Below are 10,751 nucleotides of genomic sequence, written 5' to 3' on the forward strand. Positions count from 1 at the left end.
CGAGCGAAGCCGAGACACCATGCGCTGCGTCAGGTGTCTCGACTTCGCTCGACACGAACGGCCCATTGGAAATTGAAATGAACGAAACCCTGACCCCCAAAGCCATTGTTGCCGCGCTCGATGCGCATATTGTCGGCCAGCATGATGCGAAGAAGGCGGTCGCTGTTGCCCTGCGCAATCGCTGGCGGCGGCAGCGCCTGCCCGCCGAACTGCGCGACGAGGTGAGCCCCAAGAACATCCTGATGATCGGGCCGACGGGCTGCGGCAAGACCGAGATCAGCCGGCGGCTGGCCAAGCTGGCGGACGCGCCGTTCGTGAAGGTGGAGGCGACCAAGTTCACCGAGGTCGGCTATGTCGGCCGCGATGTGGAGCAGATCGCGCGCGATCTCGTCGAGGAAGCGGTGCGGCTGGAGAAGGACCGGCGGCGCGAGGCGGTGCGCGAGGCGGCGAGCAAGGCGGCGATGGACCGGCTGCTCAAGGCGCTCGTCGGCGACGGCGCGAGCGAGGCGACGCGCGAGAGCTTCCGCCAGCGCATCACCGAAGGCTCGATGAACGACGTCGAAGTCGAGGTCGAGGTGGAGGATACGCCCGCGCGGTCCATGGAGATTCCCGGGATGCAGGGCGGGATCGGCATGATCAACCTGTCCGAGATGATGGGCAAGGCGTTCGGCCAGAAGCCGCTCAAGCGCCGCAAGCTGCGCGTGGCGGACGCGTGGGACAAGCTGGTCGACGAAGAGGCCGAGAAGCGGATGGACCAGGACGACGTCGCACGCGCGGCGCTGGTGAATGCGGAGACCAACGGCATCGTGTTCATCGACGAGATCGACAAGATCGCGGTGAGCGACGTGCGCGGCGGTTCGGTGAGCCGCGAGGGCGTGCAGCGCGATCTGCTACCACTGATCGAGGGCACGACGGTGGCGACGAAGTACGGGCCGATGAAGACCGACCACGTGCTGTTCATCGCCTCGGGCGCGTTCCATGTGGCCAAGCCCAGCGACATGCTGCCCGAACTGCAGGGGCGCCTGCCGATCCGGGTGGAGCTGGCGGCGCTCTCCGAGGATGACTTCGTGCATATCCTGTCCTCGACGCGCGCGAACCTCGTCGAGCAGTACCGCGCGCTGCTGGCGACCGAGCAGGTGGCGGTGGAGTTCACCGAGGATGCGATCCGCGCGGTGGCGAAGACGGCGGCGCAAGTGAACGAGACGGTCGAAAACATCGGCGCGCGGCGGCTGCAGACGGTGATGGAAAAGCTGCTCGAGGAAGTGAGCTTCGAGGCCGAAGACCGGCGCGGGACGACGGTGACGGTGGACGCGGCCTATGTCAGCCAGCGGCTGGCGGGGCTGGCGGGGGACGCGGATCTTTCGAAGTATATTCTTTAGGCTAAACACCAAGCCCAGCTCAAACCCGCTCACCCTGAGCCTGTCGAAGGGTGTTGGCGCGGCGGTTGTGCATGATGCTTCGACAAGCTCAGCATGAGCGGGTTTGGGGGAGGCTTGCGGCCTTGTCTTCATCCTGCGCCAGCAGCCGGTTCAGCAGCGGCGCGCCGAGCGCGATGCCGAGGCCGGCGCCGGTGCAGATCGCGGCGTTGAGGAGCCAGAAGGGGGCGGGGCCCATCGATTCGTAGAGGCCGCCCATCCAGCCGCTGAGCACGCTGCCGGCAGCGACGGCCATGTAGTTCACGCCGACGAGCGTGCCGCGCAGGCTCTGCGGGGCGCGGGTGCCGTAGAGGCCGAGGACGACCGGGGCATAGTACATCGCGCCGAAGTTCGAGGTGACGTGGAAGAGCAGCGGCAGCGCGATCGGGGCGCGGCCCTGCGCATTGGCGAGCAGCGGTCCGGCGGCAAGCAGGCCGACGCTGAGCCCGAAGATCACGCTGCCGATGGCGAGCTTGGTCAGCACGTCGGGTTCGCGTCCGCGTCTGGCCTGGAGGCTCCAGATCCACAGCACGAGCGGGATGAACAGGCCCGGCGCAAGACCGTCGAGCGACTGGAACCACGGGACGGGGACCTCGAAGCCGCCGACGTCGAGGTTCACGGTGTCGCGCAGCCAGATGTTGTAGACGTTCCAGATCTGCGCCTGCGCGGTCCAGTAGCCGACGACCATCGGCCAGATGAGCAGGAGGCCGAGGACGCGGCGGCGCTCGCCGGGGGTGAGCGGCGGGCGCTTGCCGGAGGGCTGGGGGGCGCGCTGCCGTTCGGCGGGGAGCCAGCGCTGGCCGGCGAGGTATAGCGCGAGGCCGATCAGCATGCCGAAGCCCGCGACGGCGAAGCCTGCATGCCAGCCCCAGATCGCGGCAACGCTGCCGCTGAGGATCGGCGCGGCGGCCGCGCCGAAGTTGATGCCGAGGTAGTAGTACTGGAAAGCGTTGACTTCGCGCGGGTCGCCATCGGCGTAGAGCGACTTGATCTGCGCGGAGAGATTGCCGCGCAGGAGCCCTGCGCCGCACATCAGGAGGACGAGCGCGATGAGGAAGGTGCGGTCGAAGGCGAGGGCGAAGTGGCCCGCCGTCATCATCGCCGCGCCGCCGCCGACCGCGAGCTTGCGCCCGATCACGCGGTCGCCCATCCAGCCGCCGACGAGCGGCAGGCCGGTGACGCAGGCGTAGTAGTAGCCGAAGGTTTGCAGCGCGAGCGCCTGCGGACTGAGCGTGCCGGACAGGGCTTCGAGCGCGGCGCGGTAGGGCGCAAAGCCGATGATCGTGGCGACGCGGTCCGGGTGCAGCAGCAAGTCGCCGGTCATGTAGAGCACGAGCATGGCGACCATGCCGTGGAACGAGATGCGGTCCCAGAATTCGGTGCCGGAGAGGATCCACAGGCCCTTGGGCTGGCCGAAAAGATCCGTCTTTTCAGGGGTTCCTGCTGCCGCTGTGCCGTCCATCGCTGCCCTCCGCGCGGCGGAACGTGCCCGATGTGGCGGGGAATGCAAGGTTGGACGGTGCGCAGGCCGGTTGTTTGCCCTATGGTACGGGCATGTACACGACCCCCGAAGACCGCCCGATCTACCGCCTCCTCACCGGCAAGGACGACCGCGCCTTTTGCGAGCGCGTGTCCGAAGCGCTGATGCAGGGCTGGCGGCTCTATGGTTCGCCCACGATCACGTGGGACGAGGAAGGCGGCTGCATGAAGGCGGCGCAGGCCGTGGTGTGGCACGAGGCGGACGTGGTGAAGTGAGGGTTTGGGCGGCGTTTGGCCGCTCTGGCTTCCCGCCTGCGCGGGAATGACGACGTGGGTGCGGGGAGGCTGGTCAGCTGCCCGGTTTGTAGACCGTGAGGCTTGCAGGATCGAACTCGGGCTGGTCGCCGGCGGACTGGTAATAGACGCCGATGCCGCCGAACAGGCGCCAGTAGGTGTCCGGCCAGGCGGAGCGGCTATAGGGGCCGCAGGGCTGATCGAGCGCGGCGGACCGGCTCGCATCAGCAGTCGCGAGATCGAATACGAAAGCGTCGGCAGGATAGCCGTCGCCGCGCGGGTTGCGCAGGGCGCAGCGCTGGACCTGTTCTTTCGGCAGGCCGGTCATCACAAGCGTATAGACGCCGAGATGCGGCGCGGATGGGGGCCCGTCGACAATGGTGAGCGCCTTGCGGCCGATGAGTTCGGTGTTCCGGGCGGTGTCGGCGTAGCGCAGGTCGAGCGCGCCGCCTTGTTGCGGGGTGACGGCGAGGCGGGCGGTCTTCTCGCCGCAGCGCTGGGCCGCATAGAGCAGCCAGCGGCCTCCGGTGAGTTGGGCCTCCTGCGCAGTGACATCGCAGCCTTGCGGGGGCGTCCACGGGCCGCGTGGCAGCCGGGCAAGCGCATCGGCGCGGCAGAGGCCAGTGCCGGGGAGAAGGCCGCCGGTCTCGGCGCAAGGTCCGGCGGGGGGCGCGGGAACGGCTGCCACCGGCGCATTCACCGCCGACTGCGCCTGTGCAAGTGGCCCCGCCGCCAGCATGGCAAGGGGGACGAGCCGCTTCATTGCCCGGCTGAGAGTGGCAGGCGCGCGGCTAGCCAATCGACCAGCTGGCGCCCTTCGGCTTCGTCGAGCGAGGATGCCATGTGGATCGTCTTCGCGCCGTAGTGGAACTTGATGACGCCGATGCGGCCATAGGTGAGCAGCGGAGTCTGGAACTGTGCGCCTTCGAAGAAGGATGGCCCGCGATCGGGCGAAAGGCCGCGGATCTGGGCGACGTCGTAGGCCAGTTCGCGGTTCCACAATGGCGCGCGGCAGGAATGGATGAGCTTGCCTGCTTCGACGCGGATGGTCTCCCCGCCGAACAGCTGCCAGGCGATGGTCGAGGCGGCATAGAGCCAGCCCAGCGCCCAGCCGCAGAGCCAGACGAGAAGGAACAGCTGGAACTCGGTGAACAGCGCATAGACAGCCACGATGCCGCCAAGGGACCACAGCGCCAGCCAGATGGGCAGGAAGCTGAGTGCGAACCAGTTGCGGCGGGCCGGGATGACGATTTCCTCGGTCAGGCCGGTGTGGATGATCCGCGCACGGCCATCGGGCACTGCAACCTGCTTGATGGCCATGGCTCGCTATCCTTTCAGGGTTATTCCGCCGCTTCGCTGAGGTCAGCCTGCTCGGCGGCCTGCCGGTTCCACATTTCGGCGTAGAGGCCGTCGCGTTTGAGGAGTTCGAGGTGGCCCCCACTTTCGACGAGGCGGCCCTGATCGAGCACGAAGATGCGGTCGGAATCGGCGATGGTCGAGAGGCGGTGCGCGATCGAGATCGTTGTGCGCTGCTCGGCAAGGCCGCGCATGGTCGAGAGGATATCCTGCTCGGTGCGGGTATCGAGCGCGCTGGTGGCTTCGTCGAAGAGGACGATGGGCGGGTTCTTGACCAGCGTGCGGGCGATGGCGACGCGCTGCTTCTCGCCGCCGGAAAGCTTGAGGCCGCGTTCGCCGACTTCGGTGTCAAAGCCCTTGGGCAGGCGCTCGATCAGCGACATCAGCGCGGCGGCGCGGGCGGCGGCTTCGACATCGGCGAGGGTGGCGCCGTCGCGGCCATAGGCGATGTTGTAGCCGATGGTGTCGTTGAACAGCACCGAATCCTGTGGGACGATGCCGAGCGCAGCGCGCAAGCTGACTTGCGTCACTTGGGCAACGTCCTGCCCGTCGATCAGGATGCGGCCCGCCTGTGGATCGTAGAACCGGAAGAGGAGGCGCGCGATGGTGGACTTGCCGGCGCCGGAGGGGCCGACGATGGCGACCTTGCTGCCTGCCGGGATCTCGAGGCTGAGGCCGTGGAGGATCGTGCGGTCCGGCTCGTAGCCGAACACGACATTGTCGAACACGACGGCGGGCTGGCGGATGAGCAGGGCTGGGGCGCCGGGGGCGTCGGCGACTTCCTGCGGCTCGTCCATCAGGCGGAACATCGCGGCCATGTCGATCAGGCCCTGGCGGATCGTGCGGTAGACCATTCCGAGCATGTCGAGCGGGCGGAACAGCTGGGTGAGGTAGGTGTTGACGAAGACGACGTCGCCGACGGTGAGGCGGCCCTGCGACCAGCCCCACACAGTGTACGCCATCGCGCCCGCCATGAGCAGGTTCACGATCAGCGCCTGCGCGATGTTGAGCAGGCCCAATGAGTTCTCGCTCTTCACCGCAGCATCGGCATAGGCGCGGGTGGCCTGCGCATAGCGGGCTTCCTCCCGCGCTTCGGCGGCGAAGTACTTCACGGTCTCGTAGTTGAGCAGCGAATCGACCGCGCGGGCCATGGCCTGCCCGTCGAGCCGGTTCATCTTCTCGCGCAGGGCGTTGCGCCATTCGGTGATGGTGCGCGTTGCCCAGCCGTAGAGAACGACGGCAAAGGCGGTCGCAATCACCAGCGGCCAGCCGAAGCTGATGTAGAAGATCACCGCGACGGCGACGAGCTCGATCACCGTGGGCGCGATGTTGAAGAGGAGGAAATAGAGCATCACGTCGATGCTCTTGGTGCCGCGCTCGATCACCTTGGTGACTTCGCCGGTGCGGCGGGCGAGGTGGAAGCGCAGCGAGAGCTTGTGGAGGCGGCTGAACACGTCTTCGGCGAGCGCGCGGGTGGCATCCTGCCCGACGCGTTCGAACACGATGTTGCGCATGTTGTCGAAGGCGACGCCGCTGAAACGACCAAGGGCGTAGGCCAGCACGAAGGCGAGCGCGACGGCATAGGCGCCGCTGGTGGAACCGGGTGCGGTGCCCGGCAGGCTCATCGCATCGATGGCCTTCTTATAGGCATAGGGGAGGGCGAGCGTGGTGGCTTTCGCCGCGAGGATCAGCAGCGTGGCGCCGATGATCCGCCGCCGCAGCGCCGGGTTATCGCGGGGCCAGAGATAGGGCAGGAAGCGGCGAAGCGTGCCCCAGCCATCGTGGCGGGCATCGGCACTGTTGGTTGCGGTATCAGGCGGCATGCATCCCCAGATAGGGGCTTTGGCGGGTTTCGCCAGTGGGAATGGGCTTTGACCGCCAGTTACTCCCTGATCCAAACCTCGCTCACCCTGAGCTTGTCGAAGGGTGCTGGCCCCACCGCCGCGTGTGATGCTTCGACAAGCTCAGCATGAGCGGGGTGGGGATGGGGGCAGCTGAACAACGAACGCGCCTCAGAACCGGAACGGAATCTCCGCGCTGTCGGGCAGGTCGAACAGGATCCGCTTGGTCGAGAAATCGATGGCGACGCGGTGGAAGAGCTTCAACTGGTTCATGCCCATGAACATTGCCGGGCGCTTGACCATCTCGAGCTTTTCGAAGGCGGGAGTGTCCGCGAATACGAGCACGGAATTGCTCATCGTCATCGTGCCGAGCTTGAGCGTGCGGGCCATGGCGAGATCGGCCATGATCGTCTGACCGGTGACCGACTGAAGCTGCGTGGTTTCCCCCTTGTGTCGGCGCGCGAGCGCTTTCTGCAGCGCGCGGTTGCCGATCGAGGTATCGGAGCCGGTGTCGATCACGATATCGGTGCGCACGCCGTCGATCACCGCGTTGGTCATGATCAGCTGGCCAGAGCGGCGGCGGGCCTGGACCACGATCTCGAACCCGCGGCTGCCCCCCAGTTGCACGGCATCGCCGATGGCCATGCGCTTCTTGTCGAAATCTAGGAGGACGCGCTGGTCTTGCAGGCTGTCGAGTCCGATGATGCCGTCGGCACCGATGTTATAGCCGTCCAATAGCGGTGCGGTGAGGCCGTAGAAGCTGCGGCGGCCAAGGTTGATCTCGTCGACTTCGACCAGATCGACGCTCTGCGTTCCGGCAATGCCGATGAGAATGCCCTTGCCCGACATCGGCAACTGCAGCCGCGTGGCGATATCGCGCGAAAGCACGGTGCGCTCGGCGCCGGTATCGACGAGGAAATCGTAAGGGCCGGCCTGGCCGCCGCTATGGCCGATGCGGACAGGCACGGTCATGCGGTCGTGCCGGTCGATGTCGGCCTTGACGATGTCGACTGCGCCGGGTCCGGTCTGGGCCGGAGGCAGCGGTGCGGGCGTGGCCAGCGCCAGCGCGCCGGTTGATACGATTGCGAGCAGACCCATGGCGTCCTTCTCCTACCGTAGAGCATACGCCTTTCTGCGGAGGCTGCCTATGGAATTCAGGGCCTTGCGGGTTCTACTCGGCGCGAACGCAAGGAGCCGAAGAGTTCGCCGAGCAGGCCGGTGATCTCGTCGAACAGCGAGTGGCCGATCAGGCGGAGTATGACGAACCAGAGCAGTGCGCCCGCGCCCGAAGTGACGAGCATCTGCAGTGCCCCGGCGTCAGACGGCGGAGACCAGAAGTGATAGCCGGCCAGAACCGGCGCGACTGCGGCGACGGTAACGACGACGCTGCGCAAGTAGATCACGGCCAGTTCGCGCCAGCGGAAGCCCAGCATCTGCCGCATGAACGGGGCATAGATCGCAATGAACACAAGGCCGTGGGCAGAGCGCGAGATGGCGACCCAGATAAGGCCGAACGGCGCAGCGATGGCCAGCAGCAGCACCGATGCTGCAGTCTCAAGCACATTGCGGCGGACGAGGCTGCGCATCCGGTCCAGCAGCACGGGCAGATCGCCGTTGAGCGGCACGGCAACATAGCAGAGCTGCGACAGCGCGACCCAGCCGAGCAGCGGCGCCGCGGCGATCCAGCGCTCCCCATAGAGAAGATGGATGATCGGCTCGGCAAGGACCGCGATCCCGGCCATCGCCGGCCAGGTGATGCCGGTATAGGCGCCGACCACGCGCAGATAGGGCGGGCCGAGCGGGTCGCCGCTGTCACGCACGCGGCGGAACGCGGGGTAGAATACGCCGGATACGGCGCCGGCCACCAGCATGCGAAGTTGCCCGGCAAGGCCCGAGGCACGCGCAAACAGGCCGACGGCGATGTTGTCGATCAAGCGGCCTATGACGAGCTCAGGCGCGCGGGCGGTGATCGAATTGCACATCGCCTGCGCGCTGTTGGTACCGCCCAGCCTGAACAGCGGCGCGGCGCCCTCGATGCGCAGCGGCCAGGGCAGCAACAGCCCTGCGCGCCACTGGCTGACGAGAAGGCGCGCGGCCTGCTGCGCGAATGCGCCCCAGGCGAGAGCCAGCGCGCCATAGCCGAAGATCGCAAGGGCAATGGCAACGACGGCATTGGCGAAGGCCGAGCCGACTTCGATCATCGTGTTCGACTTGTAGTCCATGCGCCGCTGGCAGGTGGCTTGCGGGACGATCGCAAGCGGCACCAGCAGATAGGAGCAGGCGATCACCAGCGCGACCGGTCGCATCGCAGGATCGCGATAGAAGGAGGCGATGGCACCGGAGGCGAGGATGGCAAGGAGCGCGATGCCCCAGGCGAAAGCGACCGAGATGGTGAAGGCGGTGTGGATCTTGCCCGCCGTCAGATCCCGCTCGCCATTGATGTAGCGGGTGACGCCAAAGTCCTGCAGGAAAGCGACCAGCGTGACTGCCGCGAAGGCGACCGAAAACAGCCCGAGTTGTGCCGGGGTGATGAACCAGCGCGCCAGCACGATGCTGGTGGCAAACTGGAGCGCGAAGGAAGCATATTGCGAGACAAGCGCCCAGGCAGCGGCCGTGCGTACCGACATGACCGGGGGGTGTTCGGTGAGCTCGGCAACGAGGCGCTCGGTGCGGGTCATGCTCAACCCTCGGTCTCGAGAAAGCTGGGATAGAGTGCCGGATCGGTTGAGCCCCGGGTATGCGCGCGGCGACGCCAAGTCAGCATCGGCCGTGCAAGCGAGGGGAAGAGCAGCCAAAGCGAGAAGGACGCCCCCCACAGGAAGCCACCAACCTGTCCGCGTGCGCTGCGCAGAGACGCAAGCCCGCGCTGAGTATCGCCATCGACAATGGCATCGATCGCATGCTCGAAATCGAGCGCAGCGCGGGTATCGGCAAGAAGCTTGTCGAGCAGCGGAATCTCGGGTGCGCCGGGTGGAAGGGCGTTGCGCGCCTTCTCGTACGTGCGGATATTCCCGAGCAGCATGCGGCCGCCGTTAGCCGAAGCACTTCCGTGGCGGACGCGATATTCGCCGAGCACGGCGTCGATGTGACGCGCTCTCCCGCCCAGCATCATCAGGCGCACCCAGAAGTCAAAATCCTCCGATTGGGCCATGCGGGTGTCGAAGCCGCCGATTGCATCGAAGTCTGCGCGGCGGAAGGTGGTGCCGATGTAGACGTTGAACGAGCGGTCGAGAATCTGCGCAAGGGTTCCGTTCCTCGGCTGGGGTCGGTCGACGCAAGTGCGCAGACGGGTGACCGCGCCGAAGATCAGCGCATTGCAGGTGACGAGCCGTACCGATGGATCGGTTTCGAGAATCGGCACGACAGTGGCGAGGTAGCCGGGCCGGAAAAGATCATCGCCATCGAGCAGCGCCACCAGCGGCGCCGAGGAAGCGGCAATGGCGGTGTTCCGCGCGGCAGAGACGCCATGGTTCGCCGTGGCGAGGAAACGGATGCGCGGATCGGACAGGAAGGGCGCGACGGCACCAGCGACATCGTCGGGCGCGCCATCATCGATGACGACGCACTCCCACTGCGTGAAGGTCTGGCGCTGCAGCGAGGTGAGTGCCTCGCCAAGGAGATGGGCGACACCATACGCGGGCACGATCACGGCAACGCGCGCATGTTCCTGCGGGCGCGCGGGAGCGGCGCTCGCCGTTCCTGCCGCTGGCGCAGGAGGGGGCACGTGGGAAGAGTCGCAGGTCATCTCCGATCCGGACTAACCTGAGGCGCTTAAGGTTTCGCTTACGAAACCGAGTCGGACGGCAAATCTGCGCGAATCTGGCCTTGTGGGGTGATTCTGGCAGGGGAGCGGCGGAGAAGTCGATTTGGGACCCGCTGATGGATCAGCCAAAGCTCCCGGTTTCCGGGCGATTTGGGAGTTGTTTCAGAAAAAATGCAAAATCCCGTTGACGGGCCGGAACCCCCTCCATATATGCCCGTTCACCGGCAGGGACGGCGGCATCGCTTACATTTTTGCTGGTCGCCAGCATAGTCGGACACCAGGTCCCCCGGTAGCGAAAATCGGGGAATGTTGGTTGTCCGCCGAATTCTGTCTGGCGAGTTCTTTGACATTGTTGGTTTAGATGAAGGGACATGTGGGCGACGGCGCCCGGTGTCGAGGGTCTTTGGGCCTCGATTTCCGGTAACCAAGCCGAACCTGTCATGTCCTTCGTATCCATTACGTTTGACAAGTGCAGGTATCGGCTCCCGAAGTTCGATGCTGTGTGGTTTGCGGGGCTTATGCTTTGTGCTGCATGGTGTTGTGACAAAACTTGAGAGTTTGATCCTGGCTCAGAACGAACGCTGGCGGCATGCCTAACACATG

General features: G+C 66.2%; 9 protein-coding genes. 2 read left to right on the top strand and 7 right to left on the bottom strand.

Annotated features, from left to right (window positions below):
* Positions 1-77 precede the first annotated feature (77 nt).
* Positions 78-1,379, top strand: a complete 1,302-nt coding sequence (hslU, locus tag IP83_RS07925) for an ATP-dependent protease ATPase subunit HslU (protein ID WP_054121677.1) — start codon at positions 78-80, stop codon at positions 1,377-1,379.
* Positions 1,380-1,467: 88 nt separating this feature from the next.
* On the opposite strand, the gene IP83_RS07930 is transcribed toward hslU, so the two are convergent.
* Complete coding sequence (locus IP83_RS07930; RefSeq protein ID WP_054121678.1) at positions 1,468-2,877, bottom strand: peptide MFS transporter; 1,410 nt, start codon at positions 2,875-2,877, stop codon at positions 1,468-1,470.
* 92 nt (positions 2,878-2,969) lie between these two features.
* Here IP83_RS07930 and IP83_RS07935 point away from each other — a divergent pair, with 92 nt between their 5' ends.
* On the top strand, positions 2,970-3,170 hold the full coding sequence (locus IP83_RS07935; protein WP_054121679.1) for a DUF1737 domain-containing protein: 201 nt from the start codon (positions 2,970-2,972) through the stop codon (positions 3,168-3,170).
* A gap of 73 nt (positions 3,171-3,243) precedes the next feature.
* On the opposite strand, the gene IP83_RS07940 is transcribed toward IP83_RS07935, so the two are convergent.
* From IP83_RS07940 to IP83_RS07965, 6 genes are all read right to left on the bottom strand, one after another.
* The gene (locus tag IP83_RS07940; RefSeq protein WP_054121680.1) at positions 3,244-3,951 is read right to left on the bottom strand and encodes a hypothetical protein; all 708 of its coding nucleotides are present in this window, start codon (positions 3,949-3,951) and stop codon (positions 3,244-3,246) included.
* Complete coding sequence (locus IP83_RS07945) at positions 3,948-4,508, bottom strand: hypothetical protein (protein ID WP_054121681.1); 561 nt, start codon at positions 4,506-4,508, stop codon at positions 3,948-3,950. Before IP83_RS07945 ends, IP83_RS07940 begins: the two co-directional genes overlap by 4 nt.
* Before the next feature lie 20 nt (positions 4,509-4,528).
* A complete protein-coding gene (locus tag IP83_RS07950; protein ID WP_054121682.1) occupies positions 4,529-6,367 on the bottom strand; it encodes an ABC transporter ATP-binding protein/permease in 1,839 nt (612 codons plus the stop codon).
* A 189-nt stretch (positions 6,368-6,556) separates the two neighbouring features.
* On the bottom strand, positions 6,557-7,483 hold the full coding sequence (locus tag IP83_RS07955; RefSeq protein WP_054121683.1) for a retroviral-like aspartic protease family protein: 927 nt from the start codon (positions 7,481-7,483) through the stop codon (positions 6,557-6,559).
* A gap of 56 nt (positions 7,484-7,539) precedes the next feature.
* On the bottom strand, positions 7,540-9,063 hold the full coding sequence (locus IP83_RS07960) for a lipopolysaccharide biosynthesis protein (protein ID WP_054121684.1): 1,524 nt from the start codon (positions 9,061-9,063) through the stop codon (positions 7,540-7,542).
* 2 nt (positions 9,064-9,065) lie between these two features.
* On the bottom strand, positions 9,066-10,109 hold the full coding sequence (locus tag IP83_RS07965; protein WP_231624961.1) for a glycosyltransferase family A protein: 1,044 nt from the start codon (positions 10,107-10,109) through the stop codon (positions 9,066-9,068).
* Between the last annotated feature and the right edge of the window lie 642 nt (positions 10,110-10,751).

This window comes from Novosphingobium sp. AAP93, from assembly GCF_001296055.1.
GTDB lineage: Bacteria > Pseudomonadota > Alphaproteobacteria > Sphingomonadales > Sphingomonadaceae > Novosphingobium.

Excerpts from the sequence above, each read along its gene's own strand:
- hslU (WP_054121677.1), top strand. The coding sequence starts at position 78 with ATGAACGAAACCCTGACCCCCAAAGCCATTGTTGCCGCGCTCGATGCG.
- IP83_RS07930 (WP_054121678.1), bottom strand. The coding sequence starts at position 2,877 with ATGGACGGCACAGCGGCAGCAGGAACCCCTGAAAAGACGGATCTTTTC.
- IP83_RS07935 (WP_054121679.1), top strand. The coding sequence starts at position 2,970 with ATGTACACGACCCCCGAAGACCGCCCGATCTACCGCCTCCTCACCGGC.
- IP83_RS07940 (WP_054121680.1), bottom strand. The coding sequence starts at position 3,951 with ATGAAGCGGCTCGTCCCCCTTGCCATGCTGGCGGCGGGGCCACTTGCA.
- IP83_RS07945 (WP_054121681.1), bottom strand. The coding sequence starts at position 4,508 with ATGGCCATCAAGCAGGTTGCAGTGCCCGATGGCCGTGCGCGGATCATC.
- IP83_RS07950 (WP_054121682.1), bottom strand. The coding sequence starts at position 6,367 with ATGCCGCCTGATACCGCAACCAACAGTGCCGATGCCCGCCACGATGGC.
- IP83_RS07955 (WP_054121683.1), bottom strand. The coding sequence starts at position 7,483 with ATGGGTCTGCTCGCAATCGTATCAACCGGCGCGCTGGCGCTGGCCACG.
- IP83_RS07960 (WP_054121684.1), bottom strand. The coding sequence starts at position 9,063 with ATGACCCGCACCGAGCGCCTCGTTGCCGAGCTCACCGAACACCCCCCG.